Source organism: Aurantiacibacter hainanensis (assembly GCF_036321025.1).
In the GTDB taxonomy this organism is placed as follows: Bacteria; Pseudomonadota; Alphaproteobacteria; order Sphingomonadales; family Sphingomonadaceae; genus Alteraurantiacibacter; species Alteraurantiacibacter hainanensis.
This window is the reverse complement of sequence record NZ_JAZAPB010000001.1, coordinates 593,147-616,764: the sequence shown is the minus strand read 5'-3', so window position 1 is coordinate 616,764 and position 23,618 is coordinate 593,147. Positions and strand designations below refer to the sequence as shown.

Here is a 23,618-nt window from a genome sequence, read left to right as displayed (position 1 = left end):
AGCGCAAGGCAGCCTTCGCATGGCAGGCTAAGCTGGGCACAGGAAAAATCGGGAGTTGGTCGTATGAAATCGTTGTCGATATTAGCCGTCGTGCTGGTGGGCCTGGCGGGATGCCAGACCACCCCGGCCGAACCGTTTGTCGCAACGACGGCCGATCCCGAGGATCACGCCCTGGCCCAGGCCGCCTGCGGTTCGTGCCATTCGGTAGAGCCCTACGGCCTCTCCCCCAATTCCGACGCGCCCGAATGGCCCGCCATCGCCAACAGGCGCGGACTGACGCGCGAAACCCTGACCACCTGGCTGGTGGACGCGCACAACTATCCTGCCGAGATGGATTTCTACCTCGAGGATGACGAGGTGGAGCAGCTGGTCGACTACATGCTCACCCTGCGGCGCGAGGATTATCACCCGCAATATTGAGGCGGTGCTTGGGGCCCCTTCAGACCCCGCGCTGCTCAGTCGCCGGCCAGCGACAGGCTCTCGGCTCCCGCGTCGCGCAGACGCTGCGCGCGCGAGCTGTTGATCATGTCGCGCACCTGCACGTTTCCTTCGTGGCAGGCGAATTCGTAGAAATCGTAATCGTCGTCGCGGGTCCAGTCGAGGCGCGCGCTCCAGGGCGCGGTGTAGACGAGCGGGTCGGTGTAGGTGACTTCGTAGATCATCCGCTCCGGACTCATCATCGTGATGCGCTCCTCGACGTGGGCCTCGCGGCTGGTCGGATAGGTCGTGTCCCAGGCATTGGGGGAGGCGGCGCGGCGGAAGATGTCCGGGTCGGCGGCGTCGCCGTCGATGATGTTGGTCGTCTCGATCACCAGCGCATTTCCGTCCCAGCGCCCGATCGACTGGCCCATGTAGGTGCGCACGGCCTCGGGCCAGCGCTCGGCCTCGAACAGCGGCACGACGCGGGTCGCCATCATCTCGTGGTGGATCACCACGAGGCCCGGCGCCTGGAAGATGCGGATGCCGTTGTTGTAGGGGAAGGGGAACATGCTGGCGGGAAAACCGCGCGTGACGCAGCGATCGTAGATGTCGAGATCGGTGATCCAGTCGCGCGCCTGCCCATCGACCCAGCTTGATTTTCCGGCCTGCTGCAACGGCTGCGCCTCGGGCGTCAGAGGGGGGAAGCGACCGTCGGGCGGATCGACCAGCATCGAGTTGCGCCGTCCGAAGTCGGTCGACTCCAGCCAGTCGGCCAGTCCCTGCGTCCCCCCGGATCTCAATTCGTCGACGAAACTGCCGTCGCTTTCGCGCGCCTCTGCCAAGCGGGCGGCGTATTCTTCATCGGTCAGCCACGCGCGCGTGCCGTATTCCTCGTCGCGCTCTATCGGCAGGTCCATGTCGTCGATCTTCTCGATGGGCCAGATGCCCCGCAGGTCGGGATCGCCCCAGGCGGTGCGCGCCGGTTCGAAGTCGGTGGCGACCGGCGGCATGGTGGCAAGATCGTCCGGCACGCGCTGGCTGGCCGCTGGCGCGGCAAGACATGCAAGGGCAGGCATCAACATCATCGAGATACGCATGGCTTTCCCCCCGGAAGCGCCGTGTCCGGCCCCACGATAACCCGATGTGCTGCTATCTCCAAGCCGGCGAGCGATTGCGCCTTCCTGCAGCCTCGGCCGCGCACGATGGTCCGCGGTTTCGACAGAGGACTGGAGCGCGCCAACTTCGAAGAATCTGCCTCAGCCCTCCCGGCTGGCCCTGATCGCGGCACCGCCCGCGAAGGGCGCAATTGCCACCAGCACCAGGCTGATCGCGGCCGTCAGGGCGATGCCGCCCTCGCCGCCGGTGGACAGGGAGCCCGCGCCGAAGATCAGCAGTGGCACCGCCAGCGGGATCACCAGCAGGCCGGAAAGAGCGGCCCCGGCGCCGCGCAGGCCCACGGTGACGGCGGAAATGATCACGCCGATCGCGGCCAGGCCCGGAGTGCCTGCCAGCAGGCCCAGTTCCACGATGCGCAGCGTGGCTCCGTCTATGCCCAGCAGGGCGCTGGCGGGCAGGGCGGCCAGCATCAGGAACGGCCCAAAGCTGAGCCAGTGGGCGAGCAGCCGCACGGCGACCACCAGTTCCTCGGCGATGCCGCGCAGTGCCCACTGGTCGAAGAAGCCGTTCTCGAGGTCGGGCGCCAGCAGCCTGTCCAGCGGCAGGATGGCGGCCAGCAGGGCGGCAACCCAGATCACGCCGCCGCCAGTGACGGCCAGCACGGCCGGGTTCGGTCCCACGGCGAAGGGGTAGAGCATGGCGACCGCCAGGAAGAACAGCAGCGGCAACAGCGTGTTGCCCCGGCGGGCGCCGGGCAGAAGCTGCGCAAGATCGCGCAAGAGCAGGGTACGGAACGCGCTCACGGCGCGAAGTCCGGCAGGTGAAGTTCAGTCTTCGCAGACAGGCCGAACGGCTGGTGGCTGGCAACGACGGCAAGGCCGCCGCCGGAGACGTGCCGCTCCACCAGGGTTTCAACCAGCGCCACGGCATCGCGGTCAAGGCCGTTCAGGGGCTCGTCCAGCAGCCAGACGTCGGCCCCCTGGCCCAGCAGCCGCAGCAGCGCCGCGCGCTTGCGCTGGCCGGTGGAAAGGTAGCGCACCGGCACGTCCAGAAGGCCCGACAGGCCAAGCTGCGCCATCCGCTCTGCAGTGGCGTCGTCGCGGTCCGGCCAGCGGTCGATCCGGCCCCAGAAGCCCAGTGCCTTGCCCAGCGGCAGATGCTCGTCCAGCGCCAGTGTCTGGTCCAGCAGCGCCACGCTGCCCGCGCGCATGACGTTTCCGGAGAAGGGCCGCAGCAGTCCGGCAAGAATGCGGATCAGGCTGGACTTGCCCGTGCCGTTCGCGCCTGTCACATGGCAGGCATCGCCCGCGCGCATGTCCAGCGAAAGCCCGCGAAACAGCAGCCGCTCGCCGCGGCGGCATGCAAGGTCTGTCGCGGCAAGGCGGGGCGTTTCCATCGCCTCGTGCGTTAGGACACACAGATACGAACACGCAAGCAAGGGAGCATCACATGGCCGTAGAGAAACTGCCGCGCAGCGAAGCCGAAAAGCACTTGAGCGAGCTCGACGGATGGGAATTCGACCGCGACGGCGATGCCATTGCCAAGACGTTCAAGTTCTCCGATTTCAGCGCCGCCTGGGGTTTCATGAGCCGCGTGGCCCTGATTGCCGAGAAGAGCGACCACCATCCTGAATGGTTCAACGTCTACAACAAGGTGGAAATCACCCTGACCACCCACGATGCGGGCGGCCTTTCCGAACGCGATATCAGGATGGCGAAGGCGATCGAGGCGCTCTAGCTTTCCTCCCTAGTCCGAAGCAGGGCGCCCCTCGCTGCGTTCGTGGGCCTCTGCCAGCGTGCGGGCGCGCTCGCGCAGCTTGCCGGGGAACCACTTCGCCACACGCGCCATCTTGCGCGCGGTCTTGCCGACCAGGAGATGGACCTTCTCGCCGTGCACGGCATTCCACGCCTCCTCGGCGACGACTTCGACGGGGGTGAATTCCAGCCCGGCCTTCACCACCGCATCGCGTATGGGGGTGTTGCGGCTGCGATTGGGCGGCTGTTGCAGCAGAGGGGTGTCGATGAAGCTGGGCATGAGCGAGCGCACCTTGATGCCGTGCGGCGCCCATTCGGCATCCAGGCTCTCGGTCATCGACTTCACGCCGGCCTTGGTCGCGCCGTAGACGCTCTGGTTGGCCATGCCGTAGATGGCCGCCGCGCTCGCGGTGTTGAGCAGGCAGGCGACGGGCGCGGCCTTCTTGAGGTATGGATAACCGGCCTTCGCCCCGTAGAACACGGCGCGCAGATTCACGTCGAGGAGCAGGTCCAGTTCCGCGTGAGTCACCTCGGTCAGCGGTCCGCCAGACGGCAGGCCGGCGTTGTTGGCGATGACATTGATCCCGCCATTCAGCGTGTGCGAGGCAAAGTCGCTGAGAGCCTTGTCCCACCCGTCACGGTCGGTGACGTCGAACTGGTAGGTATAGCATCGACCCTCGGGCAGCAGCGCCTTGGTTTCGGCGAGGCCCTGCGAGTTGCGATCCGCTATGCCGATCAGCCACCCTTCGCTTGCGAACTTCTGAGCGATGGCGCGGCCAATGCCGGAGCCGCCACCGGTGATGAAGATCGATCTTGGCAATGTCTCCTCCTCTCCCTTGCCGGTCACAAACCTTTCACATGCTCCTTGCCCGTAGGAATCTGCGCTGTCGAGGCATCCAGAACGTTACCCAGCGGTTCCGCCCTGCCGCCGATGCATTCGGCGAGAAAGTTCTCCGCAACGGCGTTGAAGGCGATGTTGTTCTCTGGCCGGTGGAAGCCATGTCCTTCGTCGGGGAAGAGGACATAGGTCACGGGCACGCCGTCCCGCTCCATCGCCTCCACGATCTGGTCGCTTTCGGCCTGCTTGACCCGCGGATCGTTGGCGCCCTGTCCGATCAGCAGCGGCTTGGTGATATCCTTTGCCCGGTAGAGCGGGCTGATCGACTGGAGGAACTTCTTGCCCTCCTCGGTCGAGGGATCGCCCATCCGTTCGTGGAACTGCTTCACCAGCGGTTCCCAGTAGGGCGGGATGGTATCCAGCAGGGTTTCCAGGTTCGACGGGCCGACGATATCGACGCCGCAGGCAAAGGTTTCGGGCGTGAAGGTAAGACCGACAAGGGTGGCGTAGCCGCCGTAGGATCCGCCCATGATGGCGACCTTGTCCTTGTCGGCGATGCCCTGATCGACGGCCCACTGAACGGCATCGAGCAGGTCGTCATGCATCTTGCCCGACCATTCGCGGTTGCCGGCGTTGATGAAATCCTTGCCGAACCCGGTCGAACCGCGGAAGTTCACGCTCAGCACCGCGTAGCCGCGATTGGCAAGCCACTGGTGGGTGCGATTGTATCCGTAGCCGTCGCGCGCCCACGGTCCGCCGTGCACCAGCAGCACCATTGGCACCGGGGCATCGGGCACGCCGTCGCCATCGGGATCGCTCTGCGGTGGCAGGGTGAGGTAGCTGGGCAGGGTAAGTCCGTCGCGCGAGGCGATCTCGCGGGCGTGCATGGGCTGCAAGGGGGTGCCCTCAAGCTCCGGATAGGTGGTGTAGAACTTCGTCAGCGTCATCGCGTCGCGATCGAACAGGTAGCTGGCGATGGGCGCGGTCAGCGGATCGTTCCACACAAGCCAGCGGCGATCGTCGTCGGTGCGCGACTGCACTCCGAAATCGCCTTCCAGCCGTTCGCGCAGCCAGGCGAAGGCTTCGCCGAAGTCCGGGTCGATGGCATGGTGCTCGGTACGCAGGTAGGTGGCTGTCCAGGCCTGGATCTCGCCGGTCTGCTTGTGACGCATGGTCGCGCCGATGTCGGCCTTGTCGTGCTCGGCGATCAGGGTGCGCTCGCCGGTCGCGACGTCTTCCGCGAACAGCGCGGCGGTATTTCGGCCCCGGCTGTCGAGCCAGTAGAGCGTAGCGCCGTCGGTGGTATAGCCCGCCATCCCGGTGGTAAGGGCATCGTCAAGGCCCGTGCGCTCGCGCGGCTCGTCGGCCACCTTGCCGTCGGTGATCTCGTGCATGTCGGTGCCGCCTTCGGCATTCTGCCGCACGGCCCAGCGCAGGGTCAGGCTGTCATCCGCCTCGAAGCCGGCCCATTCGTTGTTCTCGAAGACCAGTTCCAGCTCGCCTGTCTTCAGGTCGAGCATATGGACATCGTGGAAGCGGGCATCGCGGTTGTTGATGCCGACCAGCAGCCGGTCCTTGATCGTGTTCGAGAACCCGACGACCTGCGCGCGGGTTTCGTCGAACGGCGTCAGGCATTTCTCTTCCGATCCTTCGCCAATGCCGACCTGGTAGAGCAGGTAGTTCTCGTCGCCATCCTTGTCGCGGATGTAGAGCAGGCTCTGGCTGTCGGGCGCCCAGAAATAGGCCGGGATCGGACGATCCTTGGCGCTCGTCATGCGGCGCACCGCGCTCTCGTCGTCCGCCGGGGCCATGAAGACGTTCATCACGCCTTCCCACGGCGCCATCCAGCTGACCCACTTGCCATCCGGGCTGATCTTGCCCTGCGCGCGTGTGGGATTGCCGAACAGGTGATCGCGCGGGATCAGCGGCGTGTCTGCTACGCGGTCGGCGGCGGAGGTGGCGGCAGTGGCGGCGTCGGTCATGATGTCTCCCAGTGTTGTGAAGGACAGCTAGGAAGCGGCAGGCGTATTGCCAACCTATAACGCCGGATTGTTGTAGCAGTGCCAGGTGAAGATGGCGGTCGCTCCGCGGTGCGGTCGCCAGGGTTCGGCTAGGGCGCGGGTGGCTTTTTCGTCGGGGCGTTCGTCCATGTTCAGGATCCTGCCGATGCCCGCCATCACCGCCAGGTCGCCGGCGGGCCAGATGTCGGGGCGGCCCTCGGCGAACAGCAGGTATATTTCCGCCGACCAGCGACCGATGCCCTTGATCTTCGTCAGCTCTGCGATGGCTTCCTCGTCGTCGGCGGGCAGGTTGTCGAAATCCACCTCGCCCGCGCTCACCAGCTCGCACAGGCTTCGCGCATAGCCCTGCTTCTGGCGCGAGAGGCCGCAGGCGCGCAGCGTGTCGAAATCGCGTTCGAGGAGGCAGGCGGGGGTAAAGTCCTCCCCCAGTTCTGCTTCCAGCTTGTTCCACATGCTGCTGGCCGCCGCGACGCTTACCTGCTGGCCGACGATCGTGCGCAGCAGGGTCTTGTAGCCCGTCTCGCGGATGCGCGGTTCGGGGTAGCCCGCCTTTTCCAGCGCGTCGGCTATCCTGGGTTCGCGCCGGGCGACTTCGTCCAGCCCGGCTTTGATCTGGCCTGCACTAAGGCCCATGTCTCAGTTCCTTGCCAATCATCGCGCGATTGCCTAGCAGCCGCGCGGAAAGTCACCAGAGGAAATGCACACACCATGCCCACGCTCCACGTCACCAATCGCTCGGGCCAGGAAACCACGGTCGAAGTCGAGGACGGCCTGACCGTGATGGAAGCGATCCGCGACAACGGCTTCGACGAGCTGCTGGCGCTGTGCGGCGGCTGCTGTTCCTGCGCCACCTGCCACGTTCACGTGGATCCGGAGTTCAAGGACAAGCTGCCGGCAATGAGCGAGGACGAGGACGACCTGCTCGATTCCAGCGACGACCGCGACGAGAATTCGCGTCTCAGCTGCCAGATTCCCTTCACGGCTGATCTCGACGGCCTGAAAGTGCGGATCGCCGAGGAAGACTGAAGCGGCCCCTTTCCAGTTCTGCTTTGACCGGAACAGGGAGGAATATCTTGCGGCCTTCGGGTCGCCCTCCTAGTTCTTCCGGCATGACAATGCTTCCCGTCCGCACTTCCACGCTCGACCTGATCGGCAATACGCCGCTTGTGCTGCTCAAGGGGCCGAGCGAGGCAGCGGGCTGCGAGATCTGGGGCAAGTGCGAATTCGCCAACCCGGGCGCCAGCGTGAAGGACCGCGCGGCGCTGTGGATCGTGCGCGATGCGGAAGCGCGCGGCGAACTGAAGCCCGGCGGCACGGTGGTCGAGGGCACGGCGGGCAACACCGGCATCGGCCTGGCTCTGGTGGCCAATGCCCTAGGCTACAAGACCGTGATCGTCATGCCGGACAACCAGTCCAAGGAAAAGATGGACACCCTGCGCGCGCTGGGTGCGCAGCTGGTGACGGTGCCGCCCACCAAGTTCGCCGATCCCAATCATTTCGTCCACACCAGCCGCCGCCTGGCGGAAGAGACGCAGAACGCCATGTGGGCCAACCAGTTCGACAACATCGCCAACCGCCGCGCCCATATCGAGGGAACGGCACAGGAAATCTGGCAGCAGCTCGAAGGCCGCGTCGACGGCTTCACATGCGCCGTGGGAACGGGCGGAACGCTGGCAGGAGTCGGGCTGGGGCTGAAGGAAAAGGACGAGAAGGTCCGCATTGCCCTGACCGACCCGCACGGCGCGGCACTGTTCAATTATTACGAGAACGGCGAGCTCTCGTCCGAAGGCTCTTCGGTAGCGGAAGGGATCGGGCAGGGGCGTATCACCGCCAATCTGGAAGGCGCGCCGGTCGACACGCAGTTCCGCATTTCCGACGAGGTAGGCCTGCAGTGGGTTGCCAGTCTCCTGCGCGACGAGGGGCTGTGCCTCGGGCTTTCCAGCGGCATCAACGTGGCTGGAGCCGTTGAGCTGGGGAAACAGCTGAAGGCCGATGGCATCGCCAATCCGCGCGTTGCCACGATCCTGTGCGATACCGGCTTCCGGTATCTTTCCACGCTCTACAACGCGCAGTGGCTGCGGGATAAGGGCCTGCCCGTTTTCGACTGGCTAGGTTCAGCTTCGGCCGAGTAGGGAGAGGGCATGGTACTCGATCCCAGAGACCTCTTGCGCCCCCGAGGCCCCTCCAACGAGCCCGTCCCGCTGGCCGGAACGCGTGCCGAGCGAATCCAGCGACTCCAGATCGGACTGTTCGGAATCCTCGCCATGGTCCTGCTGGTGGGTCTGGCCGACGTGGTGATCAGCCGGGCCGAACAGACGAGGGCGGCGGCGGTGCCCGAAGCGGCGCCGACCGTGGAGCCGACCGAAACGGCGGCGCCGCGCGATCCGCTGGCGGATGCCGGCGTGGTTCCGGAATTGCCCGCCGAACCGACTTCCACCGCGTCTCCGGGCGCGGGGCAGCCGACAGGCGATGTTCCGCCGCCAAACCAGTCAACCGGCAATGCGCCGCAGGAATAGGCTGCTGGCCGCCCTGGCCGTGTGCTCTGCAGCGATGGCATCGGCTGCGCCCGTGCACGCGCAGGACGATCGGCCAGACCTGGCGCTCATGGGCACGGTGCCGATCTACTGGGGCGAGGCTGCCGGATTCGACGAACTGCTTTCCGGGGAAGCGCCCGTCCACTGGGCCCGCGCAGTTCTGGAAGAGGACTTTGCCCTCGCGCCGGTCGACTACCTTTCGCCAGAAGCTCTCGCGGGGCATCGCTATCTCCTGATGGCGCAGCCGCGCGGACTTTCGGGTGAGGAGAATGTCGCGCTCGACGCCTGGGTGCGCGAGGGCGGCACGCTGTTGCTGTTCGCCGATCCCATGATGACGGGCGAATCCCGCTTCCACATCGGGGATCGCCGCAGGCCGCAGGACGTCACGCTCCTTTCGCCCCTGCTGGCGCACTGGGGCCTGGAACTGTTCTTCGATGCCGCGCAGCCTGCCGGATCGCAGACAGTGGATCATTTCGGCGATCCCCTGCCGGTGAACATGCGCGGCGAGTTGCGCCATTCGGGGGAAGCAAGCTATTGCAGCATTCCGGGAGACGGCCTGCTGGCGCATTGCGCCATCGGGGAAGGGCAGGCGCTGATCGTGGCCGATGCCGCCATGCTCGATCTGTCCGGTCCGCAGGAGCACGCCGATAGCGCGCTGCGAAATCTGCTGGCGCATGTTTTTCCAGAAATCGGGGATGACGCGGGAAAGCGCGCGCCGGAGGTATCGCGGCACGCGGAAAACGGCGGAATCCCGCCGTCCCACGGCGATCATCATGAGTCTGCAGGCCAGGGAGAAGGCCAAAACCCGCCATAGCGATATCAACAATTTATCGGCTTCTCCCACAATTTCCCGCAATTTCCCCTTCCATCCCGCGCTCGCCCGCGTTATTTAGTGATTCCATCGGACAACAAGCCCGTGATGCGCCTCGCTAGGGGCGAATGGGCCGTGCTCGTGCGCGGCTCATGGCGGGGAAGGCGTGTCCGGCAGTGGAAACACGAATTGAGGGATTGGGGCTCTTGGCGCAGCGGCCAGCAGGATACAGGGGGCAGGGCTTTTCGCTTCGCGGCGAAAAGGGCCGGTTCGTCCTGCCGCCGCTGTTCCGCAAGGTCTTTGCCGAACTGGGCGACGAGGGCGTCCTGTGCGTCGCCAAGCACCACAAGTACCCCTGTCTGACGGCTTTCGGCCCCTCGCGCACCGAGAACTTCGAAGACATCCTCGACAAGGAAGAAGAGAACGCGGTCCGCCGCGACCTCGATTTCGACCGCGACCTGCGCTCCACCCAGATGTGGACCTTCACCGAGGTGCCCTTCGACAAGAGCGGTCGCTTCATCCTGCCGCCGCGCTTCTGCAAGGTGGGCGGGATCGGCGACAACATTTGTTTCCTGGGCGGCGGCCAGTTCCTGACCATGTGGGACCTCGACCGGCTGGGCCAGATGGAAGGTGGCTGGGAAGACCAGTACGAGCTGTGCCTGGCGGAAGCCGAGGAAGCCCGGGCAAAGGCGGAAGGGCGCAAGAAGTGACCGCGCCCGCTCCCCACGTCCCCGTCCTGCTCGACGAAGTGATCGAAGCGCTCGCTCCGCGCCCCGGCGACGTCATCATCGATGCCACCTTCGGCGCGGGCGGCTACACGCGTGCCATCCTGGAACGCGGTGCGACGGTGCACGCCTTCGACCGCGACCCCGATGCCATCGAGGCCGGCAGCGCGTGGGACGAAACGCGCGAGGATCCCCCGCGACTCGTTCTGCATCACCGGCGCTTTTCCGAAATGGTCGACGCCATGGAAGAGGCCGGGATCCGTCAGGTCGACGGCGTGGTCATGGATATCGGCGTTTCCTCCATGCAGCTGGATCAGGCGGAGCGTGGCTTTGCCTTCTCCATCGACGGTCCGCTGGACATGACGATGAGCCGGTCGGGCCCGACCGCTGCCGACTTCGTGAACGAGGCGGCGGAAAAGGACATCGCCGACGTGCTCTACCAGTATGGCGAGGAACGGCAGTCGCGCAGGGTGGCCCGCGCCATCGTCGCCGCGCGCCCGCTCTCGACCACCGGCGAACTTGCCGAGGTGGTTCGCAAGGCGCTGGGCCATCGTCCGGGCGACAAGAAGGATCCCGCCACCCGCACATTCCAGGCCATTCGCATTCATGTGAACGGTGAGCTGGACGAACTGGCCGAGGGCCTGTCCGCCGCCGAGCAGTTGCTGGGCGAGGGCGGCCGGCTCGCCGTCGTCAGCTTCCACAGCCTTGAAGACCGGATGGTGAAGAAGTTCCTGCGTGATGCCGCCAATGCGAATCCCCGCGGCTCACGCCACCTGCCCGAAACGCGCGACCTGCCCCTCGCGCGTTTCGGGCAATTGTCCAAGACGATCCGCCCGTCGCAGGCAGAGATCGACCGCAACCCAAGGGCGCGCTCCTCCACCCTGCGCGCCGCCGTCCGCACCAACGCACCTGCCCGAAAGGATGTCGCATGACTCCCCACAGCCGTATCCGCCGCATTGGCTGGCTCGCCGCACTCGGCACGTGCATCGCCCTCTACGCCCTGCTGCACCTGAAGGTGAACGCGGTCCATGCCGACGTCGTGCGTGCCGAGCGCGAGATAGTTCGCCTCGAGGAGCAGAACCTGCTGCTCGAAACCGAATTCCTGACGCGCTCCAGCCAGGTCCAGCTGGCGGCATGGAACAGGGTCGATTTCGGCTTCGAGGCCCCGCGTGCAGAGCAGTTCCTTGAGAGCCCGATGCAGCTGGCCAGCTTTGGAAGTCCGCGCGGCGTCGATGCCCCCGCACCGATCCGCCTCGCAGGAATGACCACCGGAGAGGACATGCCGGAATTCCCCCAGCTGGTCTCTCCGCTGACCGGCGAGCCGGTGGACGAGCGCGTGCTGGGAAGCGATGGGCCTGAGGGCGGAAACCTTGCCGTCACGCTTGCGTCGGGCCCCCTGCGCGTAGCGATCGCCAACCCTTCCGTCATCGCCAAGGCAGACGTCGTTCTTGCAGGAGCCGCCGTGCGGTGACCACCTTCGCAGCCCCGCACACGATCATCACCGGCCAGGCGGGGCGCGTCGATCATCGCCGCCGCGCCTTGCTGATTGCGCACCTGCGCCTGCTGCTGATCGCCGCGGCGTTCCTGTTCGTGGCCGCCGTGGCGCTGGTGCGCATCGCCTGGATCGGCACCGTCGAACCGGGACCGGCGGAACGCTCGATGGCCGAGGCTCTCCTGCCCCCGCGCGGCGAGATTACGGACCGCAACGGCCTGCCCCTGGCGCGCGCCTTTCCCGCCTATGCCCTCTGGTTCAATCCCACCGCCATGGCCGAAGGGGGCGACGGCGGCCCTCCGCTGATCAAGTCGCCCGAGGAAGTCGCGGCGGAACTCAAGGCGATATTCCCCGATCTCGACACGCACGAAGTGACCCAGCAGCTGCGCTCGGGCCGGGCGGGATACCTGCGTCGCCGCGTGCTTCCCGAGGATGCGAACCGCGTGATCGCCATCGGCGAGCTGGCGCTGGAACTGCCGCGCGAGACGGACCGGCACTATCCGCAAGGTTCGCTGGCGGCGCACGTGCTAGGCTACGTGGCGGCCGACGGGCACGGTCGCGTGGGCATGGAAGCGGTGCTGGACGAGCAGCTGCTTGACCCGGTGCGCCGCGCCGATCCGGTGGCGCTCTCCATCGACATGCGCGTGCAGGGCGCGCTGGAGGATGAACTTCGCAGCGGCATGCTGGCAGTGGACGCCGTCGGCGCTGCCGGGATCGTGCTGGACGTCGACACGGGCGAGGTGCTTGCCCTGGCATCCTTGCCCGAATTCGATCCGAACGAGGTGAAGACCTCCGACGTCAAGGTGACGCAGGAGCAGTATGACCGCGGGATTACCGCCCCGGCGTTCAACCGCGTGACGAACCAGGTCTACGAACTGGGCAGCACCTTCAAGCCGCTGACTGTGGCCGCGGCCATCGACAGCGGCTCGATCACCGATCTCTCGCGCCGGTACGGGGCCACGCCCTACGTGGCGCAGGGGCGCACGATTCGCGATTCCCACCCCCTGGGAGCTTCGCTGAACACGCCGGAAATGCTCATTCACTCGTCGAACATTGTCACCGGCCATATCGTCGACGAGATGGGCGCTGCCACGCTGCGCAGCTACATGGCCGACCTCGGCATGAACGAGCGTCCCTATATCGAGTTGCCTGCGCGCGGTTTCCCGATCTGGCAGTCGGGCGAGTGGTCGCGCATCCGGGGGATCACCGTGGGCTATGGCCACGGCCTTGCGGTAACGCCGCTGCATCTTGCCTCTGCCTATGCGGCGATGGTGAACGGCGGCATCTGGCGCCCGGCCACCCTGCAACGCGTCGAGCCCGGCAATGCGCCGCGCGGTCGACGCGTGTTCAAGGCCAGCACCAGCGCACGGATGAACCAGCTTTTGCGGATGATTGCCGTCTACGGTACGGGTCGTAACGCCAATGCTCCCGGTTTCAGGGTCGGCGGCAAGACCGGCAGCGCCGAGAAGCCCGGTGCGGGCGGCTATCGCCGCTCTTCGCTCGTTTCCACCTTCGCCGCCGCCTTTCCCATGGACGATCCGCGCTACGTGGTGATCGCCATGCTGGACGAGCCGAAGGGCACCGTCGCCAGTTCGTACCAGCGCACGGCGGCGTGGAACGCGGCACCGATCGTGGGCCGGCTTGTTCCCCGTATAGGGCCGCAGCTCGGCGTGCTTCCCGACGCCGACCGCGATATCGACCTGACAGACCTGCGCCCGCTTGTAGGGGACGTTGACTGATGCGACTTTCCGACCTTGCCAAGACGCTGGGCACCGATGCCGGGGATGCCGGCGAAACGCGCGTGACGGGCTTCGCCATCGATCACCGCAAGGTGGCGCCGGGCAATGTCTTCGGGGCGTTCCAGGGCACTGCCGTCAATGGCGAGGATTTCATTCCCGCAGCGATCGCCAGTGGCGCCGTGGCCGTCGTCGCTCGTCCGGAAGCGAAGGTGGAAGGCGCGCTGCACCTGGCGGATCCGACGCCGCGCCGGGCATTCGCCCGCGCCGCATCGTCGTTCTTCCGGCCCACCCCCGGCACGGTTGTCGCGGTGACGGGGACCAACGGCAAGACCTCCTGCGTGGAAATGACGCGGCAGATCTGGCGCATGTGCGGCGAACGCGCGGCCAGCATCGGCACGCTGGGCGTCACCACGCCGGACGAAAGCGTATCCACCGGCCTTACCACGCCCGATATAGTCACTTTCCTGTCGAACATGACGGGCCTTGCGCGCGAGGGGGTGACCCACGTCGCCTACGAGGCATCGAGCCACGGGCTCTCGCAGTATCGCAACGAGGGACTGCCGGTTCATGCAGGGGCCTTCACCAACCTGAGCCGGGACCACCTCGATTACCATCCCGACATGGAGGATTACTTCGCAGCCAAGATGCGGCTGTTCTCCGAGGTGGTCGACGACGGCGGCACGGCGGTGATCTGGGCCGACGACGAATGGTCCAAGCGCGTCATCGAAGTGGCCCGAACGCGCGGTCTGCGTCTGTTTACGGTTGGCGAACAAGGTAAAGATATAAACCTCATTTCCCGCACACCCAGCCCGCTGGGGCAGGAACTGAAATTCGTCCACGCGGGCCGCGCCCACGCCATCAGGCTGCCGCTGATCGGCGCCTACCAGGTTTCCAATGCGCTGGTTTCCGCCGGTCTGGCGCTGGCAACCGGTACAGACGCCGCGCAGGTCTTCGACGCGGTTTCCCGCCTGCAACCGGTTCGCGGGCGGCTGGAACGCGCAGTGATTTCCACCAAGGGCGCGCCCGTTTATGTGGATTACGCCCACACCCCGGATGCCCTTGCCGCGGCAATTGCTGCATTGCGTCCCCACGTGAATGGTCGCCTCATCACAGTATTCGGCGCGGGCGGGGACCGCGATACCGGCAAGCGCGGGCCGATGGGCGAAGCTGCCGCCTCGGGCAGCGACCTGGTGATCGTGACGGACGACAATCCGCGCGGCGAGGACGCCGCCAGCATCCGCGAAGCGGTGATGCAGGGTGCGGGTGAAAAGGCGCGCAACATCGGCGGACGGCGTGACGCCATTGCCGCCGCGATTGCCGAGGCTGGCAGCGACGACATCGTGCTGGTCGCAGGCAAGGGACATGAGCAGGGACAGATCGTGGGATCGGGAGACAACATGCGGGTATTGCCCTTCGACGACGTAACCGTCGCGCGGGAATGTGCAGCCGAGCTGGCAGCGGAACACAAGCGGTGAGCGCTGCGCTCGACCTGCTGCGCTGGCCGCGTGCCGGCTCCGACACCGCTCGGCTGGCGCTATGGACGTCTGCCGAGATCGCGGCCGCTACAGGCGGGACCTGTTATGGTGAATTTCAGGTTAGCGGCGTCGAAATGGACAGCCGCGACGTGCGCGGCGGCGACCTGTTCGTGGCATTGAAAGGCGAAGCGATGGACGGCCACCGTTTCATCGACGCCGCCTTCGCCAACGGCGCAGCCGCGGCGCTCGTCGACAGGGAAGTCGATTATCCGCACGTGCGGGTGGAGGATACCACCAAAGCCCTGCAGGCGCTGGCCCAGGCAGCGCGAGAGCGCGCCGCGGCCCGGATCGTCGGCGTCACCGGATCGGTCGGCAAGACCGGGGTGAAGGAAGCCATCTTCACCGCTCTTGAACGAACCAGCCGGGGGCGCGCGCACCGCAGCGTGCGCAGCTACAACAATCACGTGGGCGTGCCGCTTTCACTATCGCGCATGGCACCTCGCAGCCGCTTTGGCGTGTTCGAGATGGGCATGAACCATGCCGGCGAGATTTCCGGGCTGACGGTGCAGGTTCGCCCGCACGTGGCCGTCATCACCACCATCGCGCCCGCGCATATCGAGAACCTTGGAAGCATGGAGGCGATTGCCTCCGCCAAGGCGGAGATCTTCGAGGGGCTGGAAAAGGGCGGGACAGCCGTGATTCCCGCCGACAGCGACCATTTCGATCAGCTGCGCGAGGCCGCCGCCCGCGCCGGCGCGAAAGTCATCGGCTTCGGCCGCTCCCGCCGTGCCGACCTTCGCCTGCTCGATGCCGTGCCCGATGGCTCCGGCGGGTCGCTGGTGACCGCAGCGATGGGCGACATGCGCCTGTGCTTCACGGTGGCCGAACCGGGCGAACACTGGATCGACAATGCTCTTTGCGTAATGGCGGCCGTTCATGCGGCAGGCGGCGATCTGGGTGCGGCTGGGCTGGCGCTGGCCGAAATGGGCGGATTGAAGGGTCGCGGCGCGCGGATGCGGGCCAAGGTGCCGGGCGGCCACGCCCTGATCATCGACGAAAGCTACAATGCCAATCCCGCATCGATGCGGGCAACGCTTTCGCAACTTGGCCACACGCCCGCCAACCGGCGCGTGGCGGTGCTGGGTAGCATGAAGGAACTGGGCGATTTCTCCCCCGCCTTCCATGCCCAGCTGGCAGAACCGATCCGCGCCGCGAAGATCGATCACCTGGTCATGGTGGGCGAGGAGATGCTCTCCCTCGCGCGTGAAATGGGGAAAGACGGTGGCGATACGCTTGGCAAGGGGCCTTCCTTTGCCCATTGCGGAAATGCGGGCGAGGCGATCGCCGCCTTGCAGGAGTTCGGCCTGACCGGCGGAGACGCCGTGCTGGTCAAGGGTTCCAATTCGGTAGGGCTCGCCCGCGTCGTGGATCATTTCACAGCCAGGGAAGGCTGACGCGCGCGCCCATGTTCTATTATCTCGCCGAAATGCTTGAATTCGAGGGGATCTTCAACCTCGTCCGCTATCAGACCTTCCGCGCCGGCGCCGCCATGATGACGGCGCTTTTCATCGGGCTGATCATCGGGCCGAAATTCATCAACATGCTGCGCGTACGGCAGGGCAAGGGACAGCCGATCCGTCTCGACGGACCGGAATCGCACCAGAAGAAGGTGGGAACGCCCACCATGGGCGGTCTGATGATCCTTACGGCCCTTTCGATTTCGATGCTGCTGTGGATGGACCTTTCCAACCCGTTCCTGTGGGCGTGCCTGGCCGTGACCCTGGGCTTCGGACTGATCGGCTTCCTCGACGACTACGACAAGGTTTCCAAGAGCAGCCACAAGGGCGTGCCGGGCAGGGTGCGCCTGCTTGGCGAATTCCTGGTGGCTGGCGTCGCCACCTACATCATCGTGCAGGAAGTCGGTTCGACCGCGCTCTACCTGCCGTTCCTCTCCGCTACCGGGCTGGAGCTGGGGTGGTTCTTCTATCCCTTCGCAGCCACGGTGATCGTGGGCGCGGGCAACGCGGTCAACCTGACAGACGGGCTCGATGGGCTGGCCACCATGCCCGTCGTGATAGCTGCCGGCGCCTTCGCGCTGATCTGCTACCTGGTGGGCCGCGCGGACTTTTCCGAATACCTCGGCATTCCGCACGTCCTTTCGGCGGGTGAACTGGCCATCATGTGCACGGCGATCATGGGCGCCGGGCTTGCCTTCCTGTGGTACAACGCCCCGCCCGCCGCGGTGTTCATGGGCGATACCGGGTCGCTGGCCCTTGGCGGCGCGCTGGGCGCGATTGCCGTTGCCAGTCACCACGAGATCGTGCTCGCCATCATCGGCGGACTGTTCGTGCTCGAGGCGGTCAGCGTCATCGTGCAGGTTTTCTGGTTCAAGCGCACCGGCCGGCGGATTTTCCGCATGGCTCCCATCCACCACCATTTCGAACAGCTCGGCTGGAGCGAGAGCAAGGTGGTGATCCGCTTCTGGATCATTGCCATCGTGCTCGCCACCATCGGGCTCGCCACGTTGAAGCTCAGGTGATCACGGCCAAGGTCTTTTCCGGCAAGAAATACTGCGTGCTCGGGCTCGCCCGATCCGGGATGGCCACGGTGGAAACGCTGCTGGCCAGCGGTGCACAGGTCACCGCCTGGGATCGGCGCGAGGAACCGCGCGCGGATTTGCAGGGCCGCGCGGCGATCGCCGATCCGCTCGAGAGCGATCTCACCGGGTTCGACGCCATCGTGGTTTCGCCGGGCGTTCCGCTCAACAGCCATCCCATTGCCGAAAGGGCACAGGCCTCGGGCGTGCCGATCATCGGCGACGTCGAACTTTTTGCCCTGGCCCGGCCCGAACTGCCGCCGCACCAGGTGGTGGGCATCACCGGCACCAACGGCAAATCGACCACGACCGCTCTCGTCAACCACCTGCTGTCGCAGGCGGGGGTTGCCACCCGCATTGGCGGCAACATCGGCTTGCCGGTGCTCGGGCAGGAGCCGCTGGAGGAGGGCGGTGTCTACGTCTTCGAGCTCTCCAGCTACCAGATCGACCTGACCCGCTCGCTCGCCTGCGAGGCGGCGGCGCTGATCAACATCACTCCCGACCACCTGGATCGCTACGTGGACTTTGCCGCCTACGCCTTTGCCAAGGGCCGGTTGTTCGCGATGCAGGGCTCGAACCAGTTCGCCGTCTTCGGCTGCGCCGATGCGCCCACCAGCGCCATTCAGCAGGCCGAGGCGGCACGGCGTCCGGAAGGGCTGGCCGTCTGCGCCGATGCCTGGGCCTGGGAACCTCTGCAAGCGGACTGGCCCAGCCTGCAGGGACCGCACAACCTGCAGAACGCGGCCATCGCTGCGGCACTGACGCAGCACCTGGGCATCTCGCGAGAGTGCCTGCTGGAAGGACTGTCGACCTTCGCCGGACTGCCGCACCGTATGGAGCGGATCGGGGAGTGCGACGAAGTGCTGTTCGTGAACGACAGCAAGGCGACCAATCCCGCCTCCACCGCGCCCGCACTGGCCGCCTTTCCGCCGACCGGCTCGCATCCCCGCATCCACTGGATCTGTGGTGGTCTGGCCAAGGAAGACAACCTCAACGACTGCAAGCCGCACTTCGCGAACATTGCCCGTGCCTACACCATCGGTGAGGCCGGTCCGCTGTTTGCCGACCTGCTGGAACCCTACATGCCGGTGGAGCGCTGCGAACTGCTGGCTGAGGCGGTTTCACGCTGCATCGCCAAGGCCGAGGCGGGCGACGTCATACTGCTGAGCCCCGCCTGCGCCAGTTTCGACCAGTTCCGCGACTATGAAGTGCGCGGCGACACCTTTCGCGACATCGCCGCCAGCCTTGGATGCGAAACCGACGTCCCGCGGTGCACCCTCGATTCGAGGTCGGCGGCATGACCACGCAGCCGATCTATATTCCGCGCAGCGGGGGCGGCAGCGAAGAGCGCAATCCGCGCCTGCCGCGCGATCGCAAGCGCGAGCTGCGCATCTGGTGGCGGGAAATTGACCGCTGGCTGCTGTTCTTCGTGCTGTTGCTGATGGCGGTGGGAACGCTGGCCGTCGCGGCAGCATCGCCCGCCAGCGCGCACAGGCTTTCCACCAGCGAAGAAACGCTGCCCGATCTGTATTTCTTCTGGGCCCATGTGCGCTGGCAGATCCTGGGGCTCTGCGTGCTTTTCGGCACGTCGCTCTTGCCCCGCGAAACGATGAGGCGCGGCACGATCCTCTTCGCCGGTGCCATGCTGGTCCTGCTGTTCCTGGTTCCTTTCATCGGCTACGAGGTGAACGGTGCAAAGCGCTGGATCAGGTTCGGCCTGGGGATGCAGCCCAGTGAATTCCTGAAGCCGGCTTTCGCCATTACCATGGCTTGGATCCTGTCGTGGAAGCTGCGCGATCCGAAGCTTCCGGTCATCGGCATCTCGGGCGCCTTGGTCGGCCTCATCGTGGTCCTCGTCATGGCGCAGCCGAACCTTGGTTCGGCGGTGCTGTTCATCGGCGCGTGGCTGGTGATGGTGATGCTCGCCGGCCTGCCTCTCCAGCGGATCGGGATGCTGCTGGGTGCGGGACTGGCCGGCATGCTGCTGGCCTACCTCTTCTACGATAACGCGCGCCATCGCATCGACTCGTTCTTCGGCGGGCCGACGGCCTACGATCACGTAGACCTTGCCAACCGCACGCTGACGGGCGGCGGCTGGACCGGCAGCGGCTTCTGGCTGGGCGAGAACAAGATGCGCCTGCCCGAAGCGCATACCGACTACATCTTCTCCGTGATCGGGGAGGAGATGGGGCTGATCGTCTGCGCCATCATCGTCATCCTCTACCTCTGCATCATCCTGCGCACCCTGATCCGCCTGGTGGAAGAGGACCGCCTGTTCATCATCCTTGCGGCCAGCGGCCTTATCGCGTTGTTCGGCGGCCAGGCCTTCATCAACATTCTGGTCAATCTGCAGCTTTTCCCCAGCAAGGGCATGACCCTGCCCTTGGTGAGTTACGGCGGATCGTCGACAATAGCGCAGTGTTTCACGATCGGGCTGCTGCTGGCGGTAACGCGGCGCAACCCCTTCCTTGCGCGGGAACCTTTCGACGTGCGCGACGCACTGGAGAAGGAGGACGATCAATGACCAGCTCTTCGCGCCATTTCGTATTGGCCGCAGGCGGTACCGGCGGCCACCTTACCCCGGCCTTCGCGCTGGCGCACGAGCTGGAGCGGCGCGGCCACCACGTCGCGCTGATTACAGACGAGCGGGGCAAGGCCATTCCGGGCAAGCCCGATTTCCTGACGGCCCATGTCCTGCCAGCAGGCCGCTTCGGCAAGAACCCGCTGCGTTGGCCTTCCGCTATCGGTTCGGTGCTGGAAGGGCGCAAGATGTCGCAGCGCCTTTACGAAACCTTCGGCCCGACCGCAGTGGTCGGCTTCGGCGGCTATCCCGCGCTGCCGGCACTGCTGGGCGCGCGGGGCATGAGAATTCCCACCGTGATCCACGAACAGAACGCCGTTCTGGGCCGGGTGAACCGGCTGCTGGCCGGGCGCGTGGATGCGATCGCGCTCGCCTATCCCGATGTCGATCGCCTGAAGACCAAGCACGAAAGCAAGACCCACCTGGTGGGCAATCCCGTGCGTCCCGGCGTGCTGGCGCTGCGAGACCAGGAGTTCCCCGCCTTCACCGAAGACGGCCTGTTCCGCGTGCTGGTGACCGGCGGGAGCCAGGGCGCCCGCGTCCTTTCGGAAATCGTCCCGGACGGGCTTTCCATGCTTCCGCCCGCCCTGCGCAACCGCCTGCAGGTGACGCAGCAATGCCGCCCGGAAGATCTCGATGCCGTACGCGCACGTTATGCTTCCCACGAGATTCCGGCCGAACTGGCCACCTATTTCGAGGACATGGCCGCTCGCCTTGCCGATGCGCACCTGTTCATCGGCCGGGCCGGCGCATCGACCATTGCCGAGCTGACCGCCGTGGGTCGTCCGGCCATCCTCGTGCCGCTGCCCATCGCGACCGACGATCACCAGGCCGCCAACACGCGCGAAATCGTGAAGGCCGGCGGTGCTCGCTCGATCCGCCAGACCTCTTTCACGGCCAAGGAACTCGCCAAGCAGATCGCTGCCATGGCGCAGCGCCCGGAAACACTCGCCAACGCTGCCCACGCCTCGTGGAACTGTGGACGGCCCGATGCGGCCAGAGACCTTGCGGACCTGGTGGAAAGCTTTGGCGGCTCCGACATTCAGGACGTCATCCGCGTCGGCTCCAACAATGCTCGCGGCGCCACCCAGGGGGCGACGGCCGGGCAGACCGCTTCGCGGGAGCGGGTCGAATGAAGGCGATCGGCACCGACATCGGGACGATCCATTTCGTCGGCATCGGCGGCATCGGCATGTCCGGCATTGCCGAGGTGATGGATAACCTGGGCTACAGCGTCCAGGGCTCCGACCTCAGCGACGGGCCGCGCGTTAAGGCGCTGCGCGACAGCGGTATCCCGGTGGCCATCGGTCACGATGCTGCGAACCTGGGCGATGCGGCCGTCGTGGTCACCTCCACCGCCGTGAAGCGCGACAACCCCGAGGTTGCCGCCGCGCTCGAGGCACGCATCCCCGTGGTGCGCCGCGCGGAAATGCTTGCCGAACTGATGCGCCTGAAACGCACCGTGGCGGTGGCGGGCACGCACGGGAAGACCACCACCACCAGCATGGTGGCGGCGCTGCTGGACGCAGGCGGCGTCGATCCCACGGTGATCAACGGCGGCATCATCGAAAGCTACGGTTCCAACGCGCGGCTGGGCGACAGCGACTGGATGGTGGTGGAGGCCGACGAGAGCGACGGCAGCTTCCTGCGGCTGGATGGCACCATCGCGGTGGTCACCAACATCGATCCCGAACACCTCGATCACTACGGCAGCTTCGACGCGGTGAAGGATGCCTTCGTCCAGTTCATCGAGAACGTGCCGTTCTACGGCGCGGCGGTGCTCTGCCTTGACCATGATGAGGTGCGCAACGTGATCGCCAAGGTGCGCGATCGCCGGGTTATCACCTACGGCTTCTCACCCCACGCCGACGTGCGGGCCGAGAATGTCGTGCCCGATGGCGGGGTGACGCGTTTCGATGCCGTGCAGACCGGCAGGGACGGGGCGGAACTGCGCATAGCCAATATCGAGCTGCCGATGCCCGGTCGGCACAACGTGCAGAACGCCTGTGCGGCCATCGCTGTGGCGCTGGAGATGGGCTGTACGCCCGATGCCATCCGCACCGGCTTCGCGCGCTTCGGCGGCGTGCGTCGCCGCTTCAGCCACGTCGGCACGATCGAACCCGATATCAGGGTGATCGACGATTACGCGCACCACCCCGTGGAAATTCGCGCTGTACTGTCCGCTGCGCGCGACGCGGCGAGCGGGCGCGTGGTGGCTGTCGTTCAGCCGCACCGCTATACGCGCCTGCGTGACCTGCTGGAGGATTTCCAGGGGGCCTTCGGCGACGCCGACCTGGTGTTTGCCGCCCCCGTCTATGACGCTGGCGAGGAGCCGATTTCCGGCGTGGACGAACACGCTCTGGTCGCCGGTCTCAAGGCCCGCGGCCATCGCCACGCGGTCGCGGTGGATGGACCCGCCGACCTCGGACGCCAACTGGCGGGCGAGCTGCAACCCGGCGACATCGTCGTCTGCCTTGGCGCTGGCGATATCACCAGATGGGCGGCGGATCTTGCTGCCGACGTTACCGAATTCCGCGCCATGGAGGGCGCACGATGACAATGATGCAACCCGGCGAATACATGTGGAGCGATGAAGCGCCCGGAGCGGACGACGCGCCTGGCGTGACCGGCCACGTGCCCACCGACGTTCGCGGAGACCTGAAGGCCAATGCCCCGCTGGCGAAACTGGTCTGGTTCAAGAGCGGCGGAACGGCGGACTGGCTGTTCGAGCCTGCCGACCTCGATGACCTCGTCACCTTTCTCGAAAAGCTTGACCCGTCCACTCCGGTCATGGCGCTCGGCCTCGGCTCCAACCTCATCATCCGCGACGGCGGCGTGCCCGGCGTGGTCGTGCGGCTGGGCAAGCCGTTCTCCAGCGTCGAGGTCAAGCGCGACTGCGTGCTGGAGTGCGGCGGCGGAGCGCCGGGCATCCTGGTCGCTTCTTCCGCGCGCGATGCGGGGATCGCCGGCCTGGAATTCCTGCGCGGCATTCCCGGCACGGTGGGCGGCTTCGTGCGCATGAACGGCGGAGCCTACGGGCGCGAAGTGGCCGATATTCTGGTCGACTGCGACGTGGTTCTGCCGGGGGGCAACCTTGTGACGCTGCCGGTCGCGGATCTAGACTATTCGTATCGCCATTCGCGCCTTCCCGATGGTGCCGTGGTCGTGGCCGCCCGCTTCAAGGGCAAGCCGGGCGATCCCGAAGAGATCGGCGCGGAAATGGATCGCATCGCCGACGAACGCGAGAATTCGCAGCCGCTGCGGACAAAGACCGGCGGATCGACCTTCAAGAATCCCAAGGGCACCAGCGCCTGGAAACTGGTGGACGAGGCAGGTTGCCGCGGCCTTACCATGGGCGGCGCGCAGGTGAGCGAGAAGCACACCAATTTCCTGATCAACACCGGCGATGCGACCAGTTCCGACATCGAGGGGCTGGGCGAGGAAGTGCGCCGCCGCGTGGCCGAGAAGACCGGCGTGACGCTGGAATGGGAAATCAAGCGGGTGGGGCGGCCGTAG

At 66.2% G+C, this 23,618-nt stretch carries 24 protein-coding genes; 18 read left to right on the top strand and 6 right to left on the bottom strand.

All coding sequences use genetic code 11. The features are described from left to right. Positions 1 to 63: 63 nt before the first annotated feature. The gene (locus AAA989_RS03080; protein ID WP_338241079.1) at positions 64 to 420 is read left to right on the top strand and encodes a c-type cytochrome; all 357 of its coding nucleotides are present in this window, start codon (positions 64 to 66) and stop codon (positions 418 to 420) included. A gap of 35 nt (positions 421 to 455) precedes the next feature. On the opposite strand, the gene AAA989_RS03075 is transcribed toward AAA989_RS03080, so the two are convergent. From AAA989_RS03075 to ccmA, 3 genes are all read right to left on the bottom strand, one after another. After that, on the bottom strand, positions 456 to 1,496 hold the full coding sequence (locus AAA989_RS03075) for a hypothetical protein (RefSeq protein WP_338241078.1): 1,041 nt from the start codon (positions 1,494 to 1,496) through the stop codon (positions 456 to 458). Between the two features lie 180 nt (positions 1,497 to 1,676). Beyond that, a complete protein-coding gene (locus AAA989_RS03070) occupies positions 1,677 to 2,339 on the bottom strand; it encodes a heme exporter protein CcmB (protein ID WP_338241077.1) in 663 nt (220 codons plus the stop codon). Continuing rightward, a complete protein-coding gene (gene ccmA, locus AAA989_RS03065; RefSeq protein WP_338241076.1) occupies positions 2,336 to 2,932 on the bottom strand; it encodes a heme ABC exporter ATP-binding protein CcmA in 597 nt (198 codons plus the stop codon). The genes AAA989_RS03070 and ccmA overlap by 4 nt, the downstream gene beginning before the upstream one ends. A 53-nt stretch (positions 2,933 to 2,985) precedes the next feature. Here ccmA and AAA989_RS03060 point away from each other — a divergent pair, with 53 nt between their 5' ends. After that, a complete protein-coding gene (locus AAA989_RS03060; RefSeq protein WP_338241075.1) occupies positions 2,986 to 3,273 on the top strand; it encodes a 4a-hydroxytetrahydrobiopterin dehydratase in 288 nt (95 codons plus the stop codon). A 9-nt stretch (positions 3,274 to 3,282) separates the two neighbouring features. On the opposite strand, the gene AAA989_RS03055 is transcribed toward AAA989_RS03060, so the two are convergent. The 3 genes from AAA989_RS03055 to AAA989_RS03045 are packed head-to-tail and all read right to left on the bottom strand — an operon-like array spanning position 3,283 to position 6,782. Next, positions 3,283 to 4,137, bottom strand: coding sequence for an SDR family oxidoreductase (locus tag AAA989_RS03055; protein WP_338241074.1), 855 nt, complete (start codon positions 4,135 to 4,137; stop codon positions 3,283 to 3,285). Then, the gene (locus AAA989_RS03050; protein WP_338241072.1) at positions 4,134 to 6,110 is read right to left on the bottom strand and encodes a S9 family peptidase; all 1,977 of its coding nucleotides are present in this window, start codon (positions 6,108 to 6,110) and stop codon (positions 4,134 to 4,136) included. The genes AAA989_RS03055 and AAA989_RS03050 overlap by 4 nt, the downstream gene beginning before the upstream one ends. A 54-nt stretch (positions 6,111 to 6,164) precedes the next feature. After that, positions 6,165 to 6,782 (bottom strand): DNA-3-methyladenine glycosylase family protein, encoded by a 618-nt coding sequence (locus AAA989_RS03045; protein WP_338241071.1) that lies wholly within the window; start codon positions 6,780 to 6,782, stop codon positions 6,165 to 6,167. A 75-nt stretch (positions 6,783 to 6,857) separates the two neighbouring features. On the opposite strand from AAA989_RS03045, the gene AAA989_RS03040 reads away from it, so the two are divergent. The 16 genes from AAA989_RS03040 (at position 6,858) to murB (ending at position 23,618) form a co-directional block, all read left to right on the top strand. Further along, positions 6,858 to 7,175 carry a 2Fe-2S iron-sulfur cluster-binding protein gene (locus tag AAA989_RS03040; RefSeq protein WP_338241070.1) on the top strand — a complete coding sequence of 106 codons (318 nt, stop codon included), beginning with the start codon at positions 6,858 to 6,860 and terminating at the stop codon, positions 7,173 to 7,175. 83 nt (positions 7,176 to 7,258) lie between these two features. Then, positions 7,259 to 8,281 (top strand): cysteine synthase A, encoded by a 1,023-nt coding sequence (locus AAA989_RS03035; RefSeq protein ID WP_338241069.1) that lies wholly within the window; start codon positions 7,259 to 7,261, stop codon positions 8,279 to 8,281. A 9-nt stretch (positions 8,282 to 8,290) separates the two neighbouring features. Further along, positions 8,291 to 8,665, top strand: coding sequence for a hypothetical protein (locus tag AAA989_RS03030; RefSeq protein ID WP_338241068.1), 375 nt, complete (start codon positions 8,291 to 8,293; stop codon positions 8,663 to 8,665). After that, complete coding sequence (locus AAA989_RS03025; protein WP_338241067.1) at positions 8,649 to 9,497, top strand: motility-associated ABC transporter substrate-binding family protein; 849 nt, start codon at positions 8,649 to 8,651, stop codon at positions 9,495 to 9,497. Before AAA989_RS03030 ends, AAA989_RS03025 begins: the two co-directional genes overlap by 17 nt. A gap of 203 nt (positions 9,498 to 9,700) precedes the next feature. Then, positions 9,701 to 10,204, top strand: coding sequence for a division/cell wall cluster transcriptional repressor MraZ (locus AAA989_RS03020; RefSeq protein ID WP_338241065.1), 504 nt, complete (start codon positions 9,701 to 9,703; stop codon positions 10,202 to 10,204). Beyond that, the gene (gene rsmH, locus AAA989_RS03015) at positions 10,201 to 11,151 is read left to right on the top strand and encodes a 16S rRNA (cytosine(1402)-N(4))-methyltransferase RsmH (RefSeq protein WP_338241064.1); all 951 of its coding nucleotides are present in this window, start codon (positions 10,201 to 10,203) and stop codon (positions 11,149 to 11,151) included. Before AAA989_RS03020 ends, rsmH begins: the two co-directional genes overlap by 4 nt. Continuing rightward, entirely contained in the window at positions 11,148 to 11,690 is a 543-nt protein-coding gene (locus AAA989_RS03010; RefSeq protein WP_338241063.1) for a hypothetical protein, read from the top strand. Before rsmH ends, AAA989_RS03010 begins: the two co-directional genes overlap by 4 nt. Next, on the top strand, positions 11,687 to 13,450 hold the full coding sequence (locus AAA989_RS03005) for a peptidoglycan D,D-transpeptidase FtsI family protein (RefSeq protein ID WP_338241062.1): 1,764 nt from the start codon (positions 11,687 to 11,689) through the stop codon (positions 13,448 to 13,450). The genes AAA989_RS03010 and AAA989_RS03005 overlap by 4 nt, the downstream gene beginning before the upstream one ends. Further along, positions 13,450 to 14,925, top strand: a complete 1,476-nt coding sequence (locus AAA989_RS03000; protein ID WP_338241061.1) for a UDP-N-acetylmuramoyl-L-alanyl-D-glutamate--2,6-diaminopimelate ligase — start codon at positions 13,450 to 13,452, stop codon at positions 14,923 to 14,925. Before AAA989_RS03005 ends, AAA989_RS03000 begins: the two co-directional genes overlap by 1 nt. Then, positions 14,922 to 16,379 carry a UDP-N-acetylmuramoyl-tripeptide--D-alanyl-D-alanine ligase gene (locus tag AAA989_RS02995; RefSeq protein WP_338241060.1) on the top strand — a complete coding sequence of 486 codons (1,458 nt, stop codon included), beginning with the start codon at positions 14,922 to 14,924 and terminating at the stop codon, positions 16,377 to 16,379. Before AAA989_RS03000 ends, AAA989_RS02995 begins: the two co-directional genes overlap by 4 nt. A gap of 11 nt (positions 16,380 to 16,390) precedes the next feature. After that, positions 16,391 to 17,464 carry a phospho-N-acetylmuramoyl-pentapeptide-transferase gene (mraY, locus tag AAA989_RS02990; RefSeq protein WP_338241059.1) on the top strand — a complete coding sequence of 358 codons (1,074 nt, stop codon included), beginning with the start codon at positions 16,391 to 16,393 and terminating at the stop codon, positions 17,462 to 17,464. Then, positions 17,461 to 18,822, top strand: coding sequence for a UDP-N-acetylmuramoyl-L-alanine--D-glutamate ligase (gene murD / locus AAA989_RS02985; protein ID WP_338241057.1), 1,362 nt, complete (start codon positions 17,461 to 17,463; stop codon positions 18,820 to 18,822). The genes mraY and murD overlap by 4 nt, the downstream gene beginning before the upstream one ends. Continuing rightward, on the top strand, positions 18,819 to 20,045 hold the full coding sequence (locus AAA989_RS02980; RefSeq protein WP_338241056.1) for an FtsW/RodA/SpoVE family cell cycle protein: 1,227 nt from the start codon (positions 18,819 to 18,821) through the stop codon (positions 20,043 to 20,045). The genes murD and AAA989_RS02980 overlap by 4 nt, the downstream gene beginning before the upstream one ends. After that, entirely contained in the window at positions 20,042 to 21,238 is a 1,197-nt protein-coding gene (gene murG / locus AAA989_RS02975; protein ID WP_338241055.1) for an undecaprenyldiphospho-muramoylpentapeptide beta-N-acetylglucosaminyltransferase, read from the top strand. The genes AAA989_RS02980 and murG overlap by 4 nt, the downstream gene beginning before the upstream one ends. Beyond that, positions 21,235 to 22,659 (top strand): UDP-N-acetylmuramate--L-alanine ligase, encoded by a 1,425-nt coding sequence (gene murC / locus AAA989_RS02970; protein ID WP_338241054.1) that lies wholly within the window; start codon positions 21,235 to 21,237, stop codon positions 22,657 to 22,659. The genes murG and murC overlap by 4 nt, the downstream gene beginning before the upstream one ends. Continuing rightward, entirely contained in the window at positions 22,656 to 23,618 is a 963-nt protein-coding gene (gene murB, locus AAA989_RS02965; protein WP_434781421.1) for a UDP-N-acetylmuramate dehydrogenase, read from the top strand. Before murC ends, murB begins: the two co-directional genes overlap by 4 nt.

Coding starts and splice junctions, on each gene's coding strand:
- AAA989_RS03080 (WP_338241079.1), top strand. CDS start 64: ATGAAATCGTTGTCGATATTAGCCGTCGTGCTGGTGGGCCTGGCGGGA.
- AAA989_RS03075 (WP_338241078.1), bottom strand. CDS start 1,496: ATGCCTGCCCTTGCATGTCTTGCCGCGCCAGCGGCCAGCCAGCGCGTG.
- ccmA (WP_338241076.1), bottom strand. CDS start 2,932: ATGGAAACGCCCCGCCTTGCCGCGACAGACCTTGCATGCCGCCGCGGC.
- AAA989_RS03060 (WP_338241075.1), top strand. CDS start 2,986: ATGGCCGTAGAGAAACTGCCGCGCAGCGAAGCCGAAAAGCACTTGAGC.
- AAA989_RS03050 (WP_338241072.1), bottom strand. CDS start 6,110: ATGACCGACGCCGCCACTGCCGCCACCTCCGCCGCCGACCGCGTAGCA.
- AAA989_RS03045 (WP_338241071.1), bottom strand. CDS start 6,782: ATGGGCCTTAGTGCAGGCCAGATCAAAGCCGGGCTGGACGAAGTCGCC.
- AAA989_RS03040 (WP_338241070.1), top strand. CDS start 6,858: ATGCCCACGCTCCACGTCACCAATCGCTCGGGCCAGGAAACCACGGTC.
- AAA989_RS03035 (WP_338241069.1), top strand. CDS start 7,259: ATGACAATGCTTCCCGTCCGCACTTCCACGCTCGACCTGATCGGCAAT.
- AAA989_RS03030 (WP_338241068.1), top strand. CDS start 8,291: ATGGTACTCGATCCCAGAGACCTCTTGCGCCCCCGAGGCCCCTCCAAC.
- AAA989_RS03025 (WP_338241067.1), top strand. CDS start 8,649: ATGCGCCGCAGGAATAGGCTGCTGGCCGCCCTGGCCGTGTGCTCTGCA.
- AAA989_RS03010 (WP_338241063.1), top strand. CDS start 11,148: ATGACTCCCCACAGCCGTATCCGCCGCATTGGCTGGCTCGCCGCACTC.
- AAA989_RS03000 (WP_338241061.1), top strand. CDS start 13,450: ATGCGACTTTCCGACCTTGCCAAGACGCTGGGCACCGATGCCGGGGAT.
- mraY (WP_338241059.1), top strand. CDS start 16,391: ATGTTCTATTATCTCGCCGAAATGCTTGAATTCGAGGGGATCTTCAAC.
- AAA989_RS02980 (WP_338241056.1), top strand. CDS start 18,819: ATGACCACGCAGCCGATCTATATTCCGCGCAGCGGGGGCGGCAGCGAA.
- murG (WP_338241055.1), top strand. CDS start 20,042: ATGACCAGCTCTTCGCGCCATTTCGTATTGGCCGCAGGCGGTACCGGC.
- murC (WP_338241054.1), top strand. CDS start 21,235: ATGAAGGCGATCGGCACCGACATCGGGACGATCCATTTCGTCGGCATC.
- murB (WP_434781421.1), top strand. CDS start 22,656: ATGACAATGATGCAACCCGGCGAATACATGTGGAGCGATGAAGCGCCC.